Origin of the sequence: Limnohabitans sp. 15K (assembly GCF_002778285.1) — a bacterium.
In the GTDB taxonomy this organism is placed as follows: domain Bacteria; phylum Pseudomonadota; class Gammaproteobacteria; order Burkholderiales; family Burkholderiaceae_C; genus Limnohabitans_A.
In genome coordinates this window covers 1,163,812-1,186,876 of the sequence record NZ_NESM01000001.1, presented here as the reverse complement: position 1 = coordinate 1,186,876, position 23,065 = coordinate 1,163,812, and the positions used below count along the sequence as shown (strand labels likewise).

General features: G+C 59.0%; 21 protein-coding genes and 3 pseudogenes. 16 read left to right on the top strand and 8 right to left on the bottom strand.

Annotated elements, in window-relative coordinates:
- Positions 1–21 precede the first annotated feature (21 nt).
- The 7 genes and pseudogenes from B9Z40_RS05635 to B9Z40_RS05610 all read right to left on the bottom strand — a co-directional run.
- Positions 22–1,074: a malate/lactate/ureidoglycolate dehydrogenase gene (locus B9Z40_RS05635; RefSeq protein WP_100172269.1), complete on the bottom strand. Its 1,053-nt coding sequence runs from the start codon at positions 1,072–1,074 to the stop codon at positions 22–24.
- Positions 1,075–1,126: 52 nt separating this feature from the next.
- Entirely contained in the window at positions 1,127–2,656 is a 1,530-nt protein-coding gene (locus tag B9Z40_RS05630) for a UxaA family hydrolase (protein WP_100172268.1), read from the bottom strand.
- 45 nt (positions 2,657–2,701) lie between these two features.
- A complete protein-coding gene (locus B9Z40_RS05625; RefSeq protein WP_100172267.1) occupies positions 2,702–4,096 on the bottom strand; it encodes a TRAP transporter large permease in 1,395 nt (464 codons plus the stop codon).
- 21 nt (positions 4,097–4,117) lie between these two features.
- A complete protein-coding gene (locus B9Z40_RS05620; RefSeq protein WP_100172266.1) occupies positions 4,118–4,693 on the bottom strand; it encodes a TRAP transporter small permease in 576 nt (191 codons plus the stop codon).
- A gap of 97 nt (positions 4,694–4,790) precedes the next feature.
- Entirely contained in the window at positions 4,791–5,780 is a 990-nt protein-coding gene (locus B9Z40_RS05615; protein ID WP_100172265.1) for a sialic acid TRAP transporter substrate-binding protein SiaP, read from the bottom strand.
- Between the two features lie 56 nt (positions 5,781–5,836).
- Positions 5,837–5,923, bottom strand: a pseudogene (locus tag B9Z40_RS17425) (hypothetical protein); the annotation flags it as partial.
- Positions 5,911–6,570 (bottom strand): annotated as a pseudogene (locus B9Z40_RS05610) (FadR/GntR family transcriptional regulator); the annotation flags it as partial. The pseudogenes B9Z40_RS05610 and B9Z40_RS17425, both read right to left, overlap by 13 nt.
- Positions 6,571–6,758: 188 nt before the next feature.
- Between B9Z40_RS05610 and B9Z40_RS05605 the strand changes: the two are divergent.
- From B9Z40_RS05605 to B9Z40_RS05565, 9 genes are all read left to right on the top strand, one after another.
- On the top strand, positions 6,759–7,874 hold the full coding sequence (locus B9Z40_RS05605; protein ID WP_100172263.1) for a mandelate racemase/muconate lactonizing enzyme family protein: 1,116 nt from the start codon (positions 6,759–6,761) through the stop codon (positions 7,872–7,874).
- Entirely contained in the window at positions 7,871–8,620 is a 750-nt protein-coding gene (locus B9Z40_RS05600; RefSeq protein ID WP_100172262.1) for an SDR family oxidoreductase, read from the top strand. The genes B9Z40_RS05605 and B9Z40_RS05600 overlap by 4 nt, the downstream gene beginning before the upstream one ends.
- A 16-nt stretch (positions 8,621–8,636) precedes the next feature.
- A complete protein-coding gene (locus B9Z40_RS05595) occupies positions 8,637–9,395 on the top strand; it encodes an SDR family NAD(P)-dependent oxidoreductase (RefSeq protein ID WP_100172261.1) in 759 nt (252 codons plus the stop codon).
- Between the two features lie 26 nt (positions 9,396–9,421).
- Positions 9,422–10,285, top strand: coding sequence for a fumarylacetoacetate hydrolase family protein (locus tag B9Z40_RS05590; protein ID WP_100172260.1), 864 nt, complete (start codon positions 9,422–9,424; stop codon positions 10,283–10,285).
- Between the two features lie 142 nt (positions 10,286–10,427).
- Complete coding sequence (locus B9Z40_RS05585; protein WP_100172259.1) at positions 10,428–11,087, top strand: TetR/AcrR family transcriptional regulator; 660 nt, start codon at positions 10,428–10,430, stop codon at positions 11,085–11,087.
- A gap of 46 nt (positions 11,088–11,133) precedes the next feature.
- Entirely contained in the window at positions 11,134–12,945 is a 1,812-nt protein-coding gene (locus B9Z40_RS05580; RefSeq protein WP_100172258.1) for an acyl-CoA dehydrogenase C-terminal domain-containing protein, read from the top strand.
- Positions 12,946–12,964: 19 nt separating this feature from the next.
- Entirely contained in the window at positions 12,965–13,408 is a 444-nt protein-coding gene (locus B9Z40_RS05575; RefSeq protein WP_100172946.1) for a DUF2147 domain-containing protein, read from the top strand.
- A 21-nt stretch (positions 13,409–13,429) separates the two neighbouring features.
- Positions 13,430–14,191, top strand: coding sequence for an enoyl-CoA hydratase (locus tag B9Z40_RS05570; protein WP_100172257.1), 762 nt, complete (start codon positions 13,430–13,432; stop codon positions 14,189–14,191).
- A 45-nt stretch (positions 14,192–14,236) separates the two neighbouring features.
- Entirely contained in the window at positions 14,237–14,719 is a 483-nt protein-coding gene (locus tag B9Z40_RS05565; protein ID WP_100172256.1) for a thioesterase family protein, read from the top strand.
- A 30-nt stretch (positions 14,720–14,749) separates the two neighbouring features.
- Here B9Z40_RS05565 and B9Z40_RS05560 read toward each other — a convergent pair whose 3' ends face one another.
- Complete coding sequence (locus tag B9Z40_RS05560; protein ID WP_100172255.1) at positions 14,750–15,160, bottom strand: acyl-CoA thioesterase; 411 nt, start codon at positions 15,158–15,160, stop codon at positions 14,750–14,752.
- 41 nt (positions 15,161–15,201) lie between these two features.
- On the opposite strand from B9Z40_RS05560, the gene B9Z40_RS05555 reads away from it, so the two are divergent.
- The 7 genes and pseudogenes from B9Z40_RS05555 to pyrC all read left to right on the top strand — a co-directional run bounded on the left by B9Z40_RS05555 (position 15,202) and on the right by pyrC (position 22,987).
- Positions 15,202–17,034, top strand: coding sequence for an ABC transporter ATP-binding protein/permease (locus tag B9Z40_RS05555; RefSeq protein ID WP_100172254.1), 1,833 nt, complete (start codon positions 15,202–15,204; stop codon positions 17,032–17,034).
- Positions 17,035–17,062: 28 nt separating this feature from the next.
- Positions 17,063–17,326 (top strand): annotated as a pseudogene (locus B9Z40_RS05550) (LysR family transcriptional regulator); the annotation flags it as partial.
- A gap of 279 nt (positions 17,327–17,605) precedes the next feature.
- Positions 17,606–18,634: an amino acid ABC transporter substrate-binding protein gene (locus B9Z40_RS05545; RefSeq protein WP_100172253.1), complete on the top strand. Its 1,029-nt coding sequence runs from the start codon at positions 17,606–17,608 to the stop codon at positions 18,632–18,634.
- An 83-nt stretch (positions 18,635–18,717) separates the two neighbouring features.
- Positions 18,718–19,917 carry an amino acid ABC transporter permease gene (locus tag B9Z40_RS05540; RefSeq protein WP_233204797.1) on the top strand — a complete coding sequence of 400 codons (1,200 nt, stop codon included), beginning with the start codon at positions 18,718–18,720 and terminating at the stop codon, positions 19,915–19,917.
- Position 19,918: 1 nt separating this feature from the next.
- Positions 19,919–21,022: an amino acid ABC transporter permease gene (locus B9Z40_RS05535; RefSeq protein WP_199172496.1), complete on the top strand. Its 1,104-nt coding sequence runs from the start codon at positions 19,919–19,921 to the stop codon at positions 21,020–21,022.
- Between the two features lie 14 nt (positions 21,023–21,036).
- Complete coding sequence (locus B9Z40_RS05530) at positions 21,037–21,792, top strand: amino acid ABC transporter ATP-binding protein (RefSeq protein WP_100172251.1); 756 nt, start codon at positions 21,037–21,039, stop codon at positions 21,790–21,792.
- A 157-nt stretch (positions 21,793–21,949) separates the two neighbouring features.
- Complete coding sequence (gene pyrC / locus B9Z40_RS05525) at positions 21,950–22,987, top strand: dihydroorotase (protein WP_100172250.1); 1,038 nt, start codon at positions 21,950–21,952, stop codon at positions 22,985–22,987.
- Positions 22,988–23,065 lie beyond the last annotated feature (78 nt).

Here is a 23,065-nt window from a genome sequence, read left to right as displayed (position 1 = left end):
GGGCCAGCAGCCCCGGTGCGCTCAACGTTGTTGGAGTTTCTGTTCAGCCGCTTCGATCTCGGCCCAAGTGGCGTCATCGATCCAGATGCCGCTTTGTTCGCGTTCGGCGCGGGCTGTGCGTTCTGGCTCGCCCGCCAGCTTGACGCCATCGCTGCCCGGCGCATCGGGGCTTTGGCGCAGCCAGTCAGCAAAGGCCAGGGCTTCTTGTTCAAACATCGTTTGTGTGCCCAGGCGCACCGGGTCGATCAGCATCGTCAGCATGCCGTTCAACACCGCCCGTTGCTGGTCGGCTTCTCGGTGCCAGGTGCCGCTGCCTGTGAGCGCCCCGCCCAGCAGCTCGCAGGCCATGGCCATGCCAAAGCCTTTGTGGTCACCAAAGGTCATGAGTGCGCCAAACAAACCGTTCGACTGCGGCACCACCACCACGCCGGGGTCGTTGGTGGGGTGGCCGTTTTCGTCGATCAAATAGCCGGGCAGCACTTGCTCGCCCTTGTTGTGGGCCACGCGCATCTTGCCTTGCGCCACGCGGCTGGTGGCAAAGTCCAGCACAAAGGGGGCGCGGCTGCCCATGGGCACGCCGATGCAGCAGGGGTTGGTGCCAAAGCGCCCATCGCCACCGCCAAAGGGCGCGACCACGGGGCGCGAGAGCACGTTCACAAAATGCACCGACACCAAACCCTGGGCCACGGCCATTTCGGCAAAGTGGCCGATGCGGCCCAGGTGGTGGGAGCGGCTGAGCGCCACGGTGCACACGCCGTGCTGCTTGGCGCGCTCAATGCCCATCTGCATGGCTTGAACGCCGGTGATTTGGCCGTAGCCGCGCTGGCCGTCGAGGTTGAGCAGTGGGCCGGTATCCAGCAAGACCTTCACGCCCGTGTTGGGGCTCAGCCCCCCTTCGAGCACGGCGTCTACATAACGCGGCACCATGCCCACGCCATGCGAGTCGTGCCCGCTCAGGTTGGCCATGACCAGGTTGTCGGCCACCTGAGCGGCCTCCGCCGGGGCGCTGCCCGCTTGTTCGATGATGCGTGCGACTTTGGAGCGGAGGTCGCTTGCAGAAATGGTGTGGCTCATGTTCTTGCTTAATTGGTTGGGGACAGAGCTAAAGATCTGTCCCGCAAAGTCATTACATTACCGCGCCGACTTGCCACGGCACAAACTCGTTTTGGCCGTAGCCGTGGCGTTCGCTCTTGGTGGGTTCACCAGAGGCAGCTGCCAAGATCATTTCAAAAATGCGCTGGCCCATGTCGGCGATGCTCACGCCGCCGTCCACGATTTCGCCGCAGTTCAGGTCCATGTCCTCTTCCTGCTTTTTCCACAGGGCGGTGTTGGTCGAGAACTTCAGGCTGGGCGAGGGCGCGCAGCCGTAGGCACTGCCGCGCCCGGTGGTGAAGCAGATCAGGTTGGCGCCGCCCGCCACTTGGCCCGTGGCGCTCACCGGGTCGTAGCCGGGCGTGTCCATGTAGACAAAGCCTTTGGCCGTGACCGGCTCGGCGTATTCGTAGACGGCTTGCAGGTTGCTGGTGCCGCCTTTGGCCACTGCACCCAGAGACTTTTCAAGGATGGTGGTCAGGCCGCCCGCCTTGTTGCCGGGCGAGGGGTTGTTGTTCATCTCGCCGCCGTTGATGGCGGTGTAGTTTTCCCACCAGCGGATGCGCTCGATGAGTTTGTGCGCCACTTCGGGCTTGACCGCACGGCGTGTCAGCAAATGCTCGGCCCCATAAATCTCGGGTGTTTCGCTTAGGATGGCGGTGCCGCCGTGTTGCACCAACAGGTCAACCGCTGCGCCCAACGCCGGGTTGGCGCTGATGCCCGAATAGCCGTCAGACCCGCCGCACTGCAAACCCACGGTGATGTGTTCGGCGCTGCAGGGCTCACGTTTGATGGCGTTGGCGCGGGGCAGCATTTCTTCGATCAAAGCAATGCCTTTTTCCACCGTGAGGCGCGTGCCGCCCGTGTCTTGGATATTGAAGACTTTGAGCGTGTCGCCCTCGCGCAAGCTGCTGTGGGCCAGCCAGGTGTTGAGCTGGTTCGCTTCGCAGCCCAGGCCCACCACCACCACGCCCCAGAAGTTGGCGTGTGTGGCGTAACCGGCCAGCGTGCGCTCCAAAAGCTGAATGCCCAGCCCCTCTGTGTCCATGCCGCAGCCGGTGCCGTGGGTCAATGCTACGACTCCATCTACGTTCGGAAAGTTGGCCAGCGCCCCAGGGTTGTTGCGTTTGGAAAAGTGGTCTGCAATCGCGCGGGCAGCGGTGGCTGAGCAATTGACGCTCGACAGCACACCAATGTAGTTGCGCGTGGCGACACGGCCATCCGAGCGTTTGTAGCCCATGAAAGTCGCCTGCTTGCGCACTGGCTCGGGTTTCACGTCTTGCCCGATGGCGTAATCGCGCTCGAAGTTGCCTTTTTCCGCGCCCATGTTCAGGTTGTGCGTGTGCACATGCTCACCGGGAGCAATGGCCTGCGAGGCAAAGCCAATGATCTGGTTGTAGCGGCGCACCGGCTCACCTGCGGCGATGGCGCGGGTGGCGATCTTGTGACCAGGCGGGATCAGGCCGCGCACGGCCACGCCGTCCACAGTGCTGCCGCTCATGAGTTGGCTGCGGGCGATGACCACGTCATCGGCAGGGTGCAAGCGAATGAATGAATTGGACATGTTTGCAATCGGTTGGGAGCTGCGCGCAATAACGCGCCCTACAGGTCAATAAAATTGTTTGGGCAACCACAACACCAAGTTGGGGAAGTAGGTGATGATGGCCAAACTCCCCAACAAGGGGAATAGCCAAGGCAAGATGGCCACCGTCGTGCGCTCCACGCTGAGTTTGGCCACACGCGCCAACACAAACAGCACCATGCCCATCGGTGGGTGCAGCAGGCCGATCATCAAATTGAGCACCATGACCAGACCAAAGTGCACCAGGTCAATGCCCAGTTGTTGGCAGATCGGCACCAAAATTGGCACCAGAATGGTGATGGCCGCAGTCGGCTCCAAGAAGCAACCGACAAACAGCATCAGTGCGTTGGCCAGCAGTAAAAACACCCAAGGTTCTTTGGTGAAGCCCAAGACCCATTCGCTGATGGCCGTGGTCACACCCGTGGCTGTGAGCATCCAGCCAAAAATGCTGGCGGCGGCCACAATGAACAGCACGGTGGCCGTAGTTTCGACGGTGTCGAGGCTGATCTTCACGAACATCTTGAAGTTCAATGTTCGGTACCAAAAAAAGCCCAAAACAATGGCCCAAACACAGGCCGCAATCGCCCCTTCTGTGGGGGTGAACACACCCGTGGTCATGCCGCCGATCAAAATGACCGGGGTCATGATGGGCAAGACCGCCTGGAAGTTGAAGAATTTGTCGGCAGCGAACAAAACGATCAGGGCCACAAACACGGTGATTTGAGGTGGCGTGCCCATGGACGTGACCAGCCACCAAATGGACAAAGGCCAGCCCACGACCACAGCCGTTTCGGCCAGTGCCTTGATGACTTTGGGCCATTCAAATTTCACATCGGCACCCCAGCCGTTTTTGTGCGCGAAATAAGCCACTGTCAGCATCATCAGCAGTGCCATCAAGATGCCGGGCAAGATGCCCGCGAGGAACAGCGCACCCACTGACACGTTGGCCATCATGCCGTAGATCACAAAGGGCAAGCTGGGCGGAATGATGGGGCCGAGTGTGGCCGATGCCGCCGTGACGCCCACCGCAAATTCGGTGCTGTAGCCGTGGTCTTTCATGGCCTTGATTTCGATGGTGCCCAGGCCCGCCGCATCGGCAATGGCCGTGCCGCTCATGCCCGCAAACACGACAGAGCCCACGACGTTGACGTGGCCCAAGCCGCCCTTAAGCCAACCTACCAGAGCCAGCGCATAGTTGTAGATGCGGTTGGTGATGCCCGCGTTGTTCATCAGGTTGCCGGCCAGGATGAAGAAGGGCACGGCCAGCAGAGGGAAACTGTCGATGCCTGACACCATGCGGTGGATCACCACAAACGGTGGTGAACTTTCGGAAACAAAGAGGTAAATCAGTGACGCGCCGGCCATGGCAATGGCCACCGGGATGCCGCCACTCATGAGGATGAGAAAAAGGATCTTCAGCATGGAGAACTTTCTAAAGGCGTTTCAGCGGTCGGTCATTTCAGATTCGGGGCGTTGCAAAACGGTGTAGCCGCGTTGCCAATGGATGCGTGCGACCCACATCGCCCGCAGGCACATGGCTGCAAAACCCGCCATCACCACGCCATAAACCAGGTTCATGGGCAAGTCGATGATGGTCATCTTGTAGCTGCCCAGTTTTTCCATCATCTGGCCCGTGAGGAATGTGGCTGCGGCAAAAAAGGCGATGCGCATCACATCGACCACCACGCCCATGGCCCGGCCCATCCAGTCAGGCATGAAGCGGTAGAAAAAATCGACTTGGATGTGGTTGTTTTTGGCGACACCAATGGTGGCGCCTGTGAAAACCGCAGCGATCAACAAATAGCGGGCAATTTCTTCGGTCCACGAGGCCGAGTTGTTCATCACATAGCGCGTGAAAAATTGGTAAAAAACCGTGAGACCCAAGGCCCAGAAAAAGCCCACTGCAACCCAAGCCTCGATGGGGGTGCCCGACAGGTCCACTTCGTCATCGGTGGCGTGAAACTGCCCATCGTCGCCTATCACTTTGGGCATGGCGTCCAGATCGGGGGTGTTGCTCATGGCTTGTCCTTGAATTCATTCATACAGGGGATAAGCAGCGGGCCTGCTTGAGGGCAGACCCGCCACATCTGGACTGTGCAAAGGCACAGTCAGCCACTCACTTGGCCGCTTGGATCTTGTCGAAGTCAGATTGCGTGAAACCCATGCCTGTCAGGGGTTTGTTTTTCAGGACCGCATCCTGGAAGGACTTGCGGTCGACCTGCACGATCTGCAGACCTTTCTTCTTGAACTCGTCGACCAGTTCTGCTTCACGCGCTTTGATCTTGCCTGTGGCGCGCACAGCAGCTTCTTGTGTCACATCGCTGAAGATTTTCTTTTCGGCGTCGCTCAGCTTGTTCCACAAGTGAGGTGCAATCTGGGTGGTCAGACCATCCACAATGTGGCCCGTCATCATGATCGCCTTTTGCACTTCATAGAACTTCTTCGCTTCGATGGTGGTCAGGGGGTTTTCCTGCGCTTCCACGGTGCCGTTTTGCAGGGCCAGATACACCTCGGCAAAAGCAATCGGGGTGGGGTTGGCACCGCAGGCTTCAGGGGTGGCGCGGTAAGCCGGCACATCGGGCACGCGGATCTTGATGCCTTTCATGCCCGCGCAGTTGGTGAAGGCTTTTTGGGCCGTGGTGTGGCGTGCGCCGTAGTAGGTGTAGGCCGTGACTTGAATGCCGGTTTTGCTGCGGAACTCGTTGACCATTTCCTGGAACACGGGGCTCTTGGAATAAGCGATCAAGTGGTCGCCATCGCGGAAGATGAAGGGGTAGTAGGCGATGCCAAAGCGTGGGTAGGTGCGTGCGGCAAAGGAGGGGCCACTGATGATCATGTCCACGGTGCCCAAGGTCAAGCCTTGGTTGATGTCGGTCTCTTTGCCCAAGGTGGAGGCGGGGAAGACCTGGATGTCAAACTTGCCGTTGCTGCGCTTTTTGATCTCTTCGGCGGCCCACACCGACTCGGTGTGGTACGGCTCAGAGGTCTCGTAGACGTGCGCCCATTTGATTTTTTGCTGGGCCATGGCGCCGGTGCTGACCAGCAGCGTGCCCATGGCCATTGCGCCGACGGCGGCCAGAGTTTTCAGGGTGAATCGTTTGCTCATCGTTGTCTCCTCAGTGGTTTTGAAAAATGCTGACGCGAAAAAAACTGCATACCCCCTTAGCAGCCAGCTAACGGGCGGGAGCGCGGCGCCAGCTCGCGCTGTATCTTTTGTAGGCTTGTTTGATGTGTTTTTGCATGGCGCGACGAGCGCCAGCGCTGTCTCGTGCTTCGATGGCATCCAGTACAGTTTGGTGTTCGGTGATGGCGGCTTGCCAAGAAGCGGGGTGTTCAAAATAGTCGCCCAGGCGTTCAAACAAGGGGCTGTTTCGCGCTTGCCAATAGCGTTGCACCGTGTCCAGCAAAACACTGTTGCCACACGCCTGCGCGATGCCTTCGTGGAAGGCTTCATCGCCCCAGCGGGGCACTTCGTCGCGGGCGGCTTCGAGCTTCATTTTTTGCAAGGCCTTTCGGATGGCTTGCAGGTCTTTCTTTTGGGCATTCTGAGCGGCGAGCGCCGCCACTTCGGACTCCACGATGATGCGTGCACTCATGACCTCGAGTGGGCCCCATTCGGTGGGGGCGTCGCTGGCGGGCGCGCTGTGTTGACGGTTCTGCGATTTTGTACTTTGGACGTAGATGCCTGAACCCGTGCGCACCTCGATCATGCCCTCGACTTCGAGTGCGATGAGCGCTTCCCGTACCGAGGGGCGACTCACGCCCAACTGCAGTGCCAAGTCCCGCTCTGCCGGCAAGCGTGAGCCCACGGCAAATTCGCCTGACGCCATCAGTTGCCGCAGTTGCTCGGCAATTTGGCGGTAAAGGCGCTGCGGTTCCAAGGTTTGGAGAGGCATGGGTGAGATCAGGGATAACGTGAATTGGACAAGTGGTCAGACCAGTTGCACAATCATCACATCAACCTTTGTCAAAGCAACTCCGCACAAACCCGAAGATGGGTGGCCAGGGCGGATATCCCTGGCGACATGCCTGCTTCCAACCTGTGTACAAACGTTTGCCCCTCCTGTGAAGGCCCCAATTGCCTATGTCTTCCGTCTCCATTGACCGCGTGAGCCTTCGGCAAGTCAACTTGCCGCCCAAGGTCTTGCGCACCGACGCCATCCAGTCCTTTGTGACACAAGAAACGCTCTTGCTCACGCTGCACTGCAGCGATGGCATCGAGGCCACGGGCTACGCTTACACGATTGGCACGGGCGGCTCGTCGGTCATCGCTTTGCTCAAAGACCACCTGGTCCCTCGCTTGATCGGTCGTGACCCGGTCATGGTGGAGGCGATCTGGAAAGACCTGTTTTTCCACACCCACGCCACCGCAGTGGGGGCCATGACGAGCTTGGCGCTGGCTTGCGTGGACACGGCTTTGTGGGACTGGCGTGCCCAAAGCCAAGGCTTGCCGCTGTGGCGCTTGCTGGGCGGCGCGCAGGCGCGTGTGCCGCTGTACACCACCGAAGGGGGCTGGTTGCATTTGTCGCCCGAGGCGCTGGTGGACCAAACGCTGGAGGCACAAGCCCAAGGCTTCAAAGGCGCGAAGATCAAGATTGGCCGCCCGCATGTGAGCGAAGACGTGGCGCGCCTCTCTGCGGTGCGCGATGCGGTGGGGCCGGGCTTTGAGTTGATGACCGATGCCAATCAGGGCTTCAATCGCGCCGAGGTGGTGCGCCGCGCGCGGGCTTTCGATGGCTTGGGTTTGGCCTGGATTGAAGAGCCCCTGCCCGCTGAAGACGTGTCGGGGCACCGCCATTTGCGCGAGCACACCACCATTCCTGTTGCGGTCGGTGAGTCGATGTACCACCCGATGCAGTTTCGCGAATATTTGGAGCAGGGCGCTTGCTCGATCGTGCAGCCCGATGTGGCGCGCATTGGTGGCATCACACCTTGGATTAAGACCGCACACTTGGCAGAAACCTTTGACGTGGCGGTGTGCCCGCACTTTTTGATGGAGCTGCACGTCAGTCTTTGTGCGGCCGTGCCCAATGCCACATGGGTGGAGTACATCCCGCAGCTCGACGACATCACCACATCACGCATGCAAGTGAAGGACGGCTTTGCCCATCCACCCGAAACCCCTGGCCTGGGCATTGCCTGGGACTGGGCGGCGATTCAACAACGACAGATGACCCACATGGAGATCAAGGCATCATGAGACTCAAAGGAAAAACCGCGCTGGTGACCGCTGCCGGGCAAGGCATTGGCCAAGCGGCGGCATTGGCCATGGCCGCAGAAGGGGCCACCGTGTATGCGACCGATGTGAACGCCGAACTGCTCAAGAGCTACCAGGGCGTGGCCAATGTGCACACGGCCGTGCTCAATGTGCTCGACAAAAAAGCGATTGAAGCGCAAGTGGCCAGCTTGGACCGCATCGACATCCTCTTCAACTGCGCGGGCTTTGTGCACAACGGCAACATCGAATTGGCGAAAGATGAAGAGTGGGAATTCGCCTTCAACCTGAACGTGCGCTCGCAGTTCTGGATGATCCAGGCGGCCATCCCCAAAATGGTGGCGCAGTTTGAAAAAGACGGGCGCGGCGGCAGCATCATCAACATGGCCAGCGTCTGCTCCAGTGTCAAGGGCTTGCCCAACCGTTTCATTTACGGCACCAGCAAGGCGGCGGTGATTGGCCTGACCAAAAGCGTGGCAGCCGACTACGTGCGCCAGGGCGTGCGCTGCAATGCGATTTGCCCCGGCACGGTGGACACGCCCTCGCTGCAGGACCGCATCAACAGCTATGCCGACCCGGTACAGGCGCGCAAAGACTTCATCAACCGCCAGCCGATGGGGCGCTTGGCTCAAGCGGCAGAAATTGCGCCCATCGTGACCTTTTTGGCCTCCGACGAATCCATCTTCGCCACGGGTAATGCGTACATGGTGGACGGTGGCATGACCATCTGATGACTGAAAGCAACACATGAATTTGCTCGACATGAAAGGCCGCCACGCGGTCATCACCGGTGCAGCGACCGGTTTGGGTTTTGCGATTGCGCAGCGCATGCTGGCATCTGGTGCACGCGTCACCATCTGGGACCGCGATCTGGCAGGCATGGCCCAAGCGGCCGAGCAGCTGCGCAAGGGCCAGTTGGGTGCGGTGGTCAACACCGTGCAGGTCGATGTGATCGATCACGCTTCGGTGGTTCAGGCCACCGCGCAAACGACAGCCTTGGCCGTGGTCGATGTGTTGGTCAACAGTGCCGGCATCACTGGCCCCAACGTCAAAGTCTGGGACTACCCGGTGGACGCTTGGAAGCAGGTGTTCGATGTCAACGTGCATGGCTTGTTCCATTGCTGCCGCGAACTCAGCGCCCACATGAAGGCGAACAACTACGGCCGCATCATCAATATTTCGTCTGTGGCAGGCAAGGATGGCAACCCCAACGCCAGCGCTTACAGCGCGAGCAAGGCCGCAGTGATAGGTCTCACCAAATCGCTGGGCAAAGAGCTGGCCGACACGGGGGTGCGGGTGAACTGTGTCACCCCCGCGGCTGTGAAGACGGCGATTTTTGATCAAATGACGCCCGAGCACATCCAGTTCATGCTCTCTAAAATCCCGATGGCCCGCTTTGGTGAGCCCGAAGAAGTCGCCGCCATGGTGACTTGGTTGAGCACCGAAGAATGTTCCTTCTCCACCGGGGCGGTTTTTGACTTGTCCGGTGGCCGTTCCACTTATTGATTCTGTTCCAGCACTGAAAGGTATTTATGAAACTCGTTCGTTATGGCCAACCCGGCAAAGAAAAACCAGGCCTGATCGATGCCGATGGCCGTTTGCGCGACCTGAGTGGTGTCGTCAAAGACATCTCGCCCGACCAACTCAATGACAAGGCCTTGGCCAAATTGGCCAAGGTCAAGACCGACAAGCTGCCTTTGGTGCGCGGTAAAAAACGGTTTGGCACCCCCATCTCTTACACCAGCAAGTTCATCGCCATTGGCTTGAACTACGCTGACCACGCGGCCGAAGCAGGCATGCCCATCCCCGCCGAGCCGATCGTGTTCACCAAAGCGATCTCTTGCATTCAAGGCGCTGACGACGACGTCATGCTGCCCAAAGGCTCCAAGAAAACCGACTGGGAAGTCGAGCTCGGCATCGTGATCGGCACCCGCACGCGTTATGTCACGCAAAAAGACGCGTTGAACCATGTGGCTGGCTACTGCGTGGTCAACGACGTGAGCGAGCGCGAATACCAGCTCGAGCGCGGTGCCACTTGGGACAAGGGCAAGGGTTGCGACACCTTCGGCCCCGTGGGCCCTTGGCTGGTCACGCGTGACGAAGTGCCCAACCCACAAGCCCTGGGCATGTGGTTGGATGTGAACGGCGTGCGCTTTCAAACCGGCAGCACCAAGACCATGATTTTTGGTGTGGCCAAGTTGGTGAGCTACGTGAGCCAGTTCATGACCCTCGAGCCAGGCGACATCATCACCACCGGCACCCCACCGGGCGTGGGCATGGGCGTCAAGGTCGATGGCAAACCTGCGCCGGTCTACCTCAAGCGAGGCGACGTGATGCGTTTGGGCATCGACGGTTTGGGTGAACAAACCCAAAAGGTTGTTGCTTTCAAGGCTTGAAGTCGGGTGAATGGATGTGGACACCTGGCTGCTGCCCCTAGGGCAGCGACAGGTGCTCCCGATTTACCCTTGGTGGTTCCGGTGTTTTGAATCTCGGACGGTTTTTGGTGCAAAATAGAACGATCGTTCTTTTTTGAAGACCATGACCGTCCATTCTCATTCCGCCAAAGCTGAAAGCTCGCCCGTCCCAGACGCGGGCAAACGTGTGCTGATCAAAGGTCAGCAAACCAAAGCGGTGATCATTGACGCGGCTTTGGGTTTGGCCTCGCAAATCGGCTTGGAAGGCCTGTCCATTGGTGCCGTGGCCGAGGTCACGGGCATGAGCAAGTCAGGCGTTTTTGCGCACTTTGGCTCGCGTGAAGAATTGCAAATTTCGGTGATCCGCGAATACCACGACCGCTTTGAGGCCGAGGTGTTTTACGCGGCCATGCAAAAGCCCCGTGGCGTTCAGCGGCTGCAGGCTATGTTCGACAACTGGATGGTCCAGACCTCGGCAGAGATCGATTCTGGTTGCATCTACATCAGTGGTGCCGTGGAATTCGATGATCGGACGGGTCCGGTGCGCGATGCGCTTGCCCGATCGGTGAGCACTTGGCAAACCGCTTTGCGCCGAGCCGTCGAGTTGACCCAAGCCGAAGGCCAACTCATGCGTGAAGCCGATGCACACCAAATCGCGTTTGAGATCCATGGCCTGATTTTGGCCCTGCACTACGAAGCCAGGTTCTTGCGCAACCCCAATGCCACCGAGCACGCACGGCGCGGTTTTTCACACATTTTGGACCGCTATGCGTCCAAGACTTGAGCTTTCATTGCTTCGATCACGTTAACCCCCCCAATCAGGAGTTCCCATGCCCGTCTACAACCCGCCTCTTCGTGACATGCAGTTTGTCTTGCACGAGTTGCTCAACGTCAGCGCCGAGCTCAAGGCGCTGCCCAAGCACGCCGAGACCGATTCAGACACCATCAACGCGGTGCTGGAAGAAGGTGGCAAGTTCGCCTCTGAGGTGATTTTTCCCATCAACGTGTCTGGCGACACGCAAGGCTGCGAGCTCAACCGCGAGACCCACGCCGTCAAAGCCCCAGATGGCTTCAAAGCCGCGTACGAGCAATACGTCGCCGGTGGTTGGGCCGCCCTGAGCTGCGACCCCGAATATGGCGGGCAGGGCTTGCCGTTTGTGGTGAACCAGTGTTTCTACGAAATGCTCAACTCGGCCAACCAAGCCTGGACCATGTACCCCGGTTTGTCACACGGCGCTTACGAAGCCTTGCATGCGCACGGCACGCCCGAGCAAAAAGCCTTGTACCTGCCCAAGCTCACCAGCGGCGAGTGGACAGGCACCATGTGCCTGACCGAGCCGCATTGTGGCACCGACCTGGGACTCTTGCGTTCCAAGGCCGAGCCCCAAGCCGATGGCACCTACCGCATCACCGGACAAAAGATTTTCATCAGCGCAGGCGAGCACGACTTGGCTCCCAATATCGTTCACCTGGTGTTGGCCCGTTTGCCCGATGCCCCTCCCGGGAACAAAGGCATCAGCTTGTTTTTGGTGCCCAAGTTCAATGTGTCGGCCGATGGCGTCATGGGTGAGCGCAATGGCATTTACTGCGGCGGCCTGGAGCACAAAATGGGCATCCACGGCAACGCCACTTGCCAAATGGTGTTGGACGAAGCCGTGGGCACGATGGTGGGTCAGCCCAACAAGGGCTTGGCTGCGATGTTCGTGATGATGAATGCCGCCCGTTTGGGCGTGGGCAACCAGTCTCTGGGCCTGACCGAAGTGGCTTACCAAAACGCACTCGCTTACGCCAAAGACCGCGTGCAGATGCGCTCGCTCACCGGTGTGAAGGCCCCTGGCAAGCCAGCCGATCCGATCATCGTGCACCCCGATGTGCGCCGCATGCTGATGACGGCCAAGGCCTATGCCGAAGGCGGCCGGGCTCTGGCTTGCTACTGCGCTTTATTGCTCGACAAAGAATTCAACCACCCTGACGAGGCCGTGCGTGCGGAGGCTGCAGAAGTCGTGGCCCTGCTCACGCCCATCGTCAAAGCCTTCACCACCGACAACGCTTGGGAGGCTACGTCGGCCTGTATGCAAGTGTTTGGTGGCCACGGTTACATCAAGGAGTGGGGCATGGAGCAGTATGTGCGCGATGCCCGCATCAACATGATTTACGAAGGCACCAACACCATCCAATCACTGGACTTGTTGGGGCGCAAAGTGTTGGGCAACCAAGGCGCCACACTCAAAAAGTTCGGCAAACTGGTCGAGCAACTCGTCAAGGCCGAAATGGCCAACGAGGCCATGGGCGAATTCATCAAGCCGCTGGCCGATCTGGGCCAAAAGCTCACGCAGCTCACAGGCGAAGTGGGCATGAAAGCCATGAGCAATGCCGACGAAGTGGGTGCTGCCGCTGTGGATTACCTGCGCGTGGTGGGCCATTTGGTGCTGGGCTACTTCTGGGCCCGCTCGGCGCAAATCGCGTTGGCCAAACTGGCCGAGGCAGAAGAAGAGGCACAGCGCCCCGATCCGTTCTACCAAGCCAAGTTGCAGACCGCGCGTTTTTACTTCACCCGCCTGATGCCCGAAACATCGAGCCTGATGCGCCGCATCCGTGCCGGCAGCGATGTGCTGATGGACACCGACGCCGCATTGGCTTGATCAACGTCAAGGCATGAGCATGATCAAACAAACAACCGCACTGACCTTAGGCCTGTTCACCTTGCTGGCGCAGGCTCAAATGAGCCCTGTGGGCCTGTGGCGCAGCATCGACGACGAGACCAAGCAGCCCAAAGCGGAAATCCGCATCACCCAAACGGCCAGTTCGGGCCTCTCGGGTGTGGTGGAGCGGTCGCTGCAAAACAACCCCAACACCGACCCGAATTGCAACCTGTGCACCGACGACCGCAAGGGCCAGCCCAAAATTGGCATGGAAATCATCCGGGGCGGTCAACAAGGTGACGGCAAAGCGGTGTGGGAGGGTGGGAAAATCCTCGATCCCGAGAATGGCAAGAACTACAGCTTGCGTTTGACCCCGATCGACGGCGGTAAGAAGCTGGAAGTGCGCGGCTACATCGGTGCCCCAATGCTTGGGCGTACGCAAACCTGGATTCGGGTTCAGTGAACCCACACCACAAGGAACACCATGTCTGACATCCTGACCCACATCGACGCAGGGGTGATGACCATCACCTTCAACCGTCTGGACAAGAAAAACTCCATCACTTCGGCCATGTACGCGGTCATGGCCGATGCATTGGCCCAAGCGGCCGCTGACGCCAGCGTGCGCGTGGTGCTGTTTCAGGGCCACGAAAGTATCTTCAGTGCGGGCAATGACATTGGCGACTTTCTGAACCAGCCGCCCAGCACGCAAGAGTCGCCGGTGTTCCGCTTTTTGCGCGGCATCGCCACGTTTGAAAAACCTCTGTTGGCCGCTGTGGCCGGACCCGCAGTGGGCATCGGCACCACCATGTTGTTCCATTGTGACTTGGTTTATGCCGGCGACAACGCGGCGTTCTCCATGCCGTTTGTCAATCTGGGCCTGTGCCCGGAGGCGGCTTCGAGCTTGTTGGCGCCCAAAATGTTCGGCTACCACCGCGCCGCTGAGGCCTTGCTCATGGGCGAGGCCTTTTTTGCCGAAGCCGCGCAAGAGGTGGGTTTGGTCAACCGCGTGGTGCCGCCCACCGAAGTCAATGGTTACGCGCAAGCGCAAGCCCGCAAGTTGGCGGGCAAACCGTTGTCGTCTTTGATCGAGACCAAGCGCTTGATGAAAGGCGATACACAAGCTGTGTTGCAAAAGATGGACGAAGAAGGCAAGAGCTTCGGTCGCATGCTGCGTGAGCCTGCTGCCAAAGAGGCCTTTGGGGCTTTCATGGAAAAGCGCAAACCCGATTTTTCCAAGCTGTGAGGGCTAAGGGGCTGCAGTTGTTTGTTCTTCCCTAGAATCAGCAGCATGCCCCATCACCCTGAAATCCCTGTGGTTCTGGAACCCGAGTACATCGAAGGTTTTCGCCAGATCTACGAAGAAAAAATCGTTTTCAACAAAACCTTGGGCCTGAAGCTGGTCAAGGTGACACCCGAAGGTGTGACGGCCCGCATCGACATGCGGCCCGAGTTGGTCGGCCACTTTGCTTACAACCGCATCCACGGCGGCGTCATCAGCGCAGTGCTGGACGCCATCGGCAGCGCAGCCGTGATGGCAGCGTTGGCTGCTAAACACATGGACGAACCGCCCGCCAAGCGCTTGGAGCGCTTTGCCAAGCTGGGCACCATCGATTTGCGGGTGGACTATTTGCGCCCCGGCATTGGCGAGCACTTCACCATCACGGCCAACGCCTTGCGGGTCGGCTCGCGTGTGGGTTCTTCACGCATGGAATTTTGTGGGCCCGACGGGACCTTGATGTCGACGGGTGCAGCCGCTTACATCGTCTCTTGATCTTCTGAGCCTTCGCTCAGACCCTCGGCATTACTCGGCAGGCACCAACCTCGGTTTTCCCTGGTCGTCCACCGCCACATAAGTCAGGTTGGCTTCGGTGACCTTGATGTACTGGCCTTGCAGCTGAAAACGCTCGGCAAAAACCTCCACCTTGACTGTGACCGAGGTGCGGCCCACGCGCACGATGCGTGAGAAAAAAGACAAGATGTCGCCCACTTTGACGGCCTGTTTGAAGATGAATTCGTTCACCGCCACGGTCACCATGCGGCCGCGCACACGCCGGGCGGGCAAGACAGCGCCCGCCAAGTCGACTTGTGCCATGACCCAGCCCCCAAAAATATCGCCGCTGGCATTGCAGTCCGCAGGCATGGGGATGGCCTTGAGCACCAGTTCTTGGTCGGTGGGCAATGCCACGGCGTGGGGGTGTGGGGCGTCAGACATGGGCACAATCGGTGGTTATCAATAAAACCGGATTGTCCCTTATGCGCCACCACGGCGAAACCGCTCCTTCTGCTTCTCCGCCCGGAAAACCTTCAGGTCAGGCCGCACAGCCCGCTGTGGGCGGTGACTGGCAAACCTTGTCACGCCTCTTGCCCTATCTTTGGCAATACAAGTGGCGCGTGGTCATCGCCTTGAGTCTGATGGTGGGCGCCAAGCTCGCCAACGTCAGCGTGCCCTTGCTGCTCAAGGAGTTGGTGGACGCCATGAGCCTCAAGCCTGGCGATCCGCAAGTGGTGCTGGTGGTGCCGGTCGCGCTGTTGGTGGGTTATGGCGCTTTGCGTTTGATGACCTCGGCCTTCACCGAGTTGCGCGAGCTGGTGTTTGCCAAGGCCACACAAGGTGCTTCACGCAGCATCGCCTTGCAAACCTTTGAGCACCTGCACGCCCTGAGTCTGCGTTTTCACCTGGCCCGCCAGACGGGCGGCATGACACGCGACATTGAACGCGGCGTGCGCGGCATCGAGTCGCTGATTTCGTATTCGCTCTACAGCATCATCCCCACGTTGATCGAGGTCGCTTTGGTGCTGACGATTTTGGCTGTGAAGTTTGACGCTTGGTTTGCGGGCATCACTTTGCTGGCCTTGACGCTGTACATCTTTTTCACGGTGCGCATCACCGAGTGGCGTACCCAGTTTCGCAAGCAGGCCAACGAGTTCGACTCGGCCGCGCACACACGGGCCATCGACTCGCTGCTCAACTACGAAACCGTCAAGTACTTTGGCAACGAGGTGTTTGAAGCCGGGCGTTACGACGAAAGCCTGGAGCGCCTGCGGGTCGCGAGGCTCAAGGCGCAAACCACCTTGTCGGTGCTCAACACAGGGCAGCAGCTCATCATCGCGGCGGCGCTGGTGACCATGCTCTGGCGAGCCACCGAAGGGGTGGTGGCCGGTCGCATGACTTTGGGCGACTTGGTCATGATCAACGCCTTCATGATCCAGCTGTACATCCCGCTCAACTTTTTGGGTGTGCTTTACCGCGAGATCAAGCAAAGCCTGACCGATCTGGACAAGATGTTTGTGCTGATGGACCGCGAGCGCGAAGTGGCCGATGCGCCAGGTGCCCAGGCGCTCAGCCTGCAAGGCGCACCCGATGTGGTGTTTGATCGTGTGTCTTTCGCCTACGAGAGCGACCGCCCGATCCTGAAGGACATCAGTTTCACCATTCCGGCGGGCAAAACCGTGGCGGTGGTCGGGCCTTCGGGTTCGGGCAAGTCCACGCTGGCGCGCTTGATGTTCCGCTTTTATGACGTGCAGCAGGGCTTCATCCGCATCGCGGGGCAAGACATTCGGCAGGTCACGCAAACCAGCGTGCGCCAAGCTTTGGGCATCGTGCCGCAAGACACGGTGCTGTTCAACGACAGCGTGGCCTACAACATCGCTTATGGCCGCCCCGGTGCCAGCCAAGCCGAGATTGAAGGCGCAGCGCGTTCGGCCCGCATCCACGACTTCATCGCCTCCACCCCCAAGGGTTACCAAACGTCGGTGGGCGAGCGGGGCCTGAAATTGTCAGGCGGTGAAAAGCAGCGCGTGGCCATTGCCCGTACTTTGCTCAAAGACCCGCCGATTTTGGTTTTTGACGAAGCCACCTCGGCGCTCGACTCGGCCAACGAACGCGCCATCCAGTCCGAGTTGGCCAGTGTGGCGCAAAACAAAACAACCTTGGTGATTGCGCACCGTCTGTCCACTGTGGTCGATGCCCACGAGATTTTGGTGATGGACGCCGGGCAGATCATCGAGCGCGGCAACCACGCGGCCTTGCTGGCCCAAAACGGGCGTTACGCGAGCATGTGGGCTTTGCAACAATCCACCGATTGAACCGCCAAGCGACAGGAGCGAACCGCCGATGGAAACCAAGTGGCTGGAAGATTTTGTGAGCTTGGCTGAAACCCGCAGTTTCAGCCGTTCGGCTCAGCTGCGTCATGTCACTCAGCCTGCGTTTTCTAGGCGCATCCAGTCGCTCGAAGCTTGGGCCGGAACAGATTTGGTGGACCGAAGTTCGTACCCGACCCAACTCACGCCCGCAGGGCAGATCTTGTATGTGCAGGCGTTGGACTTTTTGCAGTCCTTGCAAAACACACGGGCACTGTTGCGAGAACACGCATCGTCTTCCTAAAAGGGTGCGTTTTTTGCGTTGCCATGCTTGAATCATGTCCCTGGGGCAAAGGGTGCAAGGGTTTTGCCGCACAATCGAAGTTCAAAGCGATTCAGGCGCACTTTGTGCTTTGAAGTACAGCAGGTTTGGCCAACGCATCAAGATGGTGCGGCCAATCGGTGTTTTGAGCCCAAGACACCACCTAGGGAAGCTCCTAGGCAGTCCGGGCGCATATTTGGCATTTAATCATCGGGTGGCGTTTTGCCGCTCAAAATTGAAAAGAGGACACAAACCATGAAAAAACATGCACAAACCGTGATCACTGCCGTATTGGCAGCCACCGGCCTGATGGCCGGCACTTCGGCCATGGCTGGCAAAACACTGGACCAGATCAAGCAGCGTGGACAAATCGTTTGCGGCGTCAACACCGGTTTGGCAGGTTTTTCTGCAGCCGACTCCAGTGGCAACTGGTCGGGTCTGGATGTGGACCATTGCCGTGCGCTGGCCGCAGCAGTGCTGAGCGACGCGACCAAAGTCAAATACGTGCCTTTGACGGCACAGCAGCGCTTCACGGCCTTGCAGTCTGGCGAAGTGGATGTGTTGGCCCGCAACACCACCAACACCTTGAACCGCGATGGTTCTTTGGGTCTGCACTTCATCGGTGCCAACTACTATGACGGCCAAGGCTTCATGGTGCCAAAAGGCAAGATCACCAGCGCCAAGCAACTCAAAGGTGCCACTGTCTGCGTGCAATCGGGCACCACCACCGAGAAAAACCTGACCGATTTCTCGCGTGCCAACAAGTTGAACCTCAAGCCCGTGGTGTTTGAGAAAGTGGAAGCTGCCACCGGCGCTTACTTCTCTGGCCGTTGCCAGGCTTACACCACCGACGCATCGGGCCTCGCCTCGGTTCGCGCCAAAGAAGCCAAAGACCCAGCAGCACACGTTGTGTTGGCCGACTTGATTTCCAAAGAGCCTCTGGGCCCAATGGTTCGCCGTGGCGATGACGAGTGGTTCGCCATCAACAAATGGGTGTTGAGCGGTTTGGTCGAAGCCGAAGAGTACGGCATCACCCAAGCCAACGTGGACCAGATGAAGACCAGCGACAACCCACAAGTGGGTCGTTTGTTGGGTTCCACAGAAGATTTGGGCAAGCACCTGGGTCTGGACAAAGAGTGGTTGGCCCGCGCCATCAAGACCACCGGCAACTACGGTGAAATGTTTGAGCGCAACGTCGGCCCCAAGACCGCCATCAACTTGCCACGCGGCCTGAACAACCAGTGGAGCAAAGGCGGCTTGATGTACGCAGCCCCATTGCGTTAATTTTCGGTCTTTCTTAAAGACTCTGGATACGCCCCTTCTTGGGGCGTATCTTTTGTAACCGTGGTTTTCTTCAGGCCCTGTACATGTCCCATTTTTCCATGATCGAGGCCAGGCCATTGCCTGGCAAGAAAAACCGATCCATCTCGTGGCGCAGCCGCGAAGGGCGCTCGGTCATCTACCAGATCGTCGCGATTTTGTCCGCCTTGGCCTTGGTGGGCTTGTTGGTGCGCAACACGCTGACCAATATGCGTCTGCGTGGCATCCAAAGTGGCTATGACTTTTTGCTGCAACCGTTTGGCTTTGACATCAGCGAAACGATGATCGAGTACGCGTCCAACAGCACGTATCTGGTGGCCTTTTTCATTGGCATGCTCAACACGCTCAAAGTGGCCGTGATTGGCATTGTGCTGGCCACCTTGCTGGGTGTGTTGGTGGGTGTGGGGCGCTTTTCGGCCAACTTTCTGGTGCGCAAGGTTTGTTATGGCTACGTTGAGTTCTTTCGCAACGTGCCGGTGTACCTGCAGCTGCTGATTTGGTATTTGGTGTTCACCGAAGCCTTGCCCGATTTCGACAAGGCCTGGAAGCTGGGTGATTTTTACCTGAGCAAAAACGGCGTTTCATTCCCCTGGCCCGAATGGCAGTTGGGACAAACGCTGGCCCTCGTTGGTGCTGCCTTAGGGGGCTTGTTTGCCATTTATTACCGCCGCAAGGCCAAAGCGCATTTTGACCAAACAGGCCATACCCGTCCGGTGTGGGCGGTGTCGTTGGCGGTCACCTGCGCTCTGATGCTCTTGGGCTGGTTGGCGGGAGGTGCACCTGCCGAATGGAATGTCCCCAAAGTAGGCGACTTCCAAATCGAAGATGGGGGTGTCTTCAGCCCCGAGTTCATGGCGCTGCTGTGCGGCTTGGTTTTTTACACCGCTTCTTTCATTGCCGAAGTGGTCCGTTCCGGTATCGCCTCGGTGTCTTTGGGGCAACACGAAGCTTCTGCTTCTTTGGGTCTGAGCAAAAGCCAATCCATGCGCTTGGTGGTGTTGCCGCAAGCCCTGCGGGTGATCATTCCGCCGCTCACCAGCCAATACCTGAACCTGACGAAAAATTCTTCCTTGGCGGTGGCCATCGGCTACCCCGAGCTGGTGTCGATTGCCAACACCACACTGAACCAGACGGGCCGTGCGATTGAGGCCTTGTCCATTGTGATGTTGGTGTATTTGACGCTGTCCCTCATCACGTCGGCTCTTATGAACTGGTTCAACGCCAGTGCCGCCATTCAGGAGCGCTGACATGAGTATTGTTTTTAAATCCTTGGAGGCCAGGCCCATGCCCGGCCGCAGTTCAGGCCCTGTGGCTTGGTTGCGCACCAATCTGTTCTCCAGCTTGGGCAATACCGTCTTGTCGCTGGTGTTGTTGGCCGGTGGCATTCTGGCCTTGTTTTCAACGCTGGATTGGGCGCTGTTCAATGCGGTCTTTGGCAGCCAGTTGCAAGCCTGCAACGACATGCGCGGCGTGGGTGCTTGCTGGGGCGTGATCTCCGAAAAAGGCCGTCTCATCGTGATGGGGCGTTACCCCGAAGTCGAACACTGGCGTCCAGTGATTGCCACCGCCTTGATGTTGGGAGTGGTGGTCATCAGCTGCATGCCCCGCTTTTGGAACAAGGCTTTGCCCTTGGTCTGGATCGTCATGCTGGCCGTGTACTTTGTGCTGATGAAGGGTGGTTTTTTGGGCCTGACTTCGGTGGACACCGACCAGTGGGGTGGCTTACCGCTCACGGTGATGCTCACGGTGATTTCCATGACCTTGGCTTTTCCTTTGGCCATCTTCGTGGCCTTGGGCCGTCGCTCCAACATGCCGGCCATCAAGACTTTGTGCACTTTGTATGTGGAGTTGGTGCGTGGCGTGCCGCTGATCACCGTGTTGTTCATGGCCTCGTTCATGCTGCCTTTGTTCATGCCTGAGGGCGTGAAGATCGACGTGCTGGTGCGCGTGGTGGTGGGCATCACCTTGTTTTCTGGGGCTTACATGGCCGAGGTGATCCGCGGCGGTCTGCAGGCTTTGCCCAAAGGTCAAACCGAAGCGGCAGCCACCTTGGGCCTGACTTACTGGCAGACCCAACGCATGATCGTCTTGCCCCAGGCCCTGGCCACCGTGGTGCCTTCCATCATGAACACCTTCATCGGCTTGTTCAAAGACACCTCCTTGGTGACCATCGTGTCCTTGTATGAGTTGACCGGTGCCTTGGGCCTGGCGCTCAACTCGGATGCCGACTGGCGTCCTTTCAAGATCGAAGCCTACCTCTTCATCACCTTCATTTATTTTGCGTTCTGCTTTGCCATGTCACGTTACAGCCTGTGGATTGAAGACCGCACCGCTGTGAGCAAAGTTCGCTGACCGAAAGACCCCTGATGACCACCAACGCTACCCCCCTGATCGAGTTCAAAGGCGTGAACAAATGGTATGCCAGCAATGGCTACCATGTGCTGCGCGACGTGAACCTGCAATTTGCCAAAGGCGAAAAAGTCGTCATTTGCGGCCCCTCGGGCTCAGGCAAATCCACCCTGATCCGCTGCATCAATGCCCTCGAGGAATACCAAGAAGGCACCCTCACCGTCGATGGCACCTTGCTGGGCGATGACCTCAAAGGCATTGACAAAGTGCGCCGCGAAGTCGGCATGGTGTTCCAGCAGTTCAACCTGTTCCCGCACCTGACCGTCTTGGAAAACCTGATTTTGTCGCCCACTTGGGTGGCCAAGATGCCGCGCAAGGAAGCCGTGGACAAAGCCATGGTGCAGCTCGAGCGTGTGCGCATTTCAGAGCACGCTCACAAGTACCCGCTGCAACTGTCCGGTGGCCAGCAGCAGCGTGTGGCGATTGCCCGAGCACTGTGTTTGACCCCCAAAATCATGCTTTTTGATGAGCCCACCTCAGCGCTCGACCCCGAGATGATCAAGGAAGTGCTGGACGTGATGATCGAGCTGACCGGTCAGGGCATGACCATGCTTTGCGTGACGCACGAGATGGGCTTTGCCAAAGCCGTAGCCGACCGCGTCATCTTCATGGACCAAGGCCAGGTGGTGGAGCAAGCTCCACCCCAGCAGTTCTTTGACTCGCCACAAACCGACCGAGCGCAAGACTTTTTGTCCAAGATCCTGGGGCACTGAGGCAGTTCATTTCTAACCTTCGCACAAGAGGCGGGGCAGTGGGTTGGGGCGACTTGGCGAGCGAAGCGAGTAGGAGCCCCGGCCCACTGCCTCGCCTCTTGTCCCATGAGTTGCCCACCCATCCTGCCAATGCCGCAGGTTTGAGACAATACGGCCCATGACGCAAGAACTTACCCTCATCCGCCCAGACGACTGGCACCTGCATGTGCGCGACGGCGCTGCCCTGAACGTGGTGGTGCCCCACACGGCCGCCCAATTCGGCCGTGCCATTATCATGCCCAACCTCAAGCCCCCGGTGACCACCGCCGAGCAGGCGCTGGCCTACAAGGCGCGCATCCAGGCCGCCGTGCCGAAAGGCATGAGCTTTGAGCCGCTCATGACGCTGTACCTGACCGACAACCTGGCCCCGGCAGAAATTGCCCGCGCCAAGGCCGCAGGTGTGGTGGCGTGCAAGCTTTACCCCGCCGGCGCCACCACCAACAGCGACGCGGGCGTGACCGATCTGCGCAAGATTTACCCCGTGCTCGAAGCCATGCAGCGCGAAGGCGTGCTGCTGCTGGTGCACGGCGAGGTCACCTCGTCTGACATCGACCTGTTTGACCGTGAAGCCGTGTTCATTGAGCAGCAACTCATTCCGCTGCGGCGCGATTTTCCGGGCCTGAAAATTGTGATGGAGCACATCACCACCAAAGAGGCCGCACAGTACGTGGCTGCAGGTGACGCCAACCTGGGTGCGACCATCACGGCGCACCACCTGCTGTACAACCGCAATGCCTTGTTCTTGGGCGGCATGCGCCCACACTACTACTGCCTGCCCGTGCTCAAACGTGAGACGCACCGCTTGGCGTTGGTGCAAGCGGCCACCAGTGGCAACAACCGTTTCTTTCTGGGCACCGACAGCGCACCGCATCCGGCACACCTCAAAGAACACGCCAGCGGTTGCGCAGGTTGCTACACGGCACATGCGGCCATCGAGATGTATGCCGAAGCTTTTGACCAAGCCGGTGCACTCGACAAACTCGAAGGGTTTGCCAGCTTCTTCGGGGCCGACTTTTACGGCCTGCCGCGCAACACCGACCGCATCACCTTGCGCCGCGAGAACTGGACACCGCCCGAGAGCTACGCTTTTGGCGAGGCCCAGCTCAAGCCCTTGCGCTCGGGCGAAAGTCTGCCCTGGCGGATGGTGAGCCTCTGAGCCAAGCGCTGAACCCGAACCGGGCGGGACGCAGGTGTGTCCCAACATCCGCCCTGAGCGTTCCAGACATCGATTGGC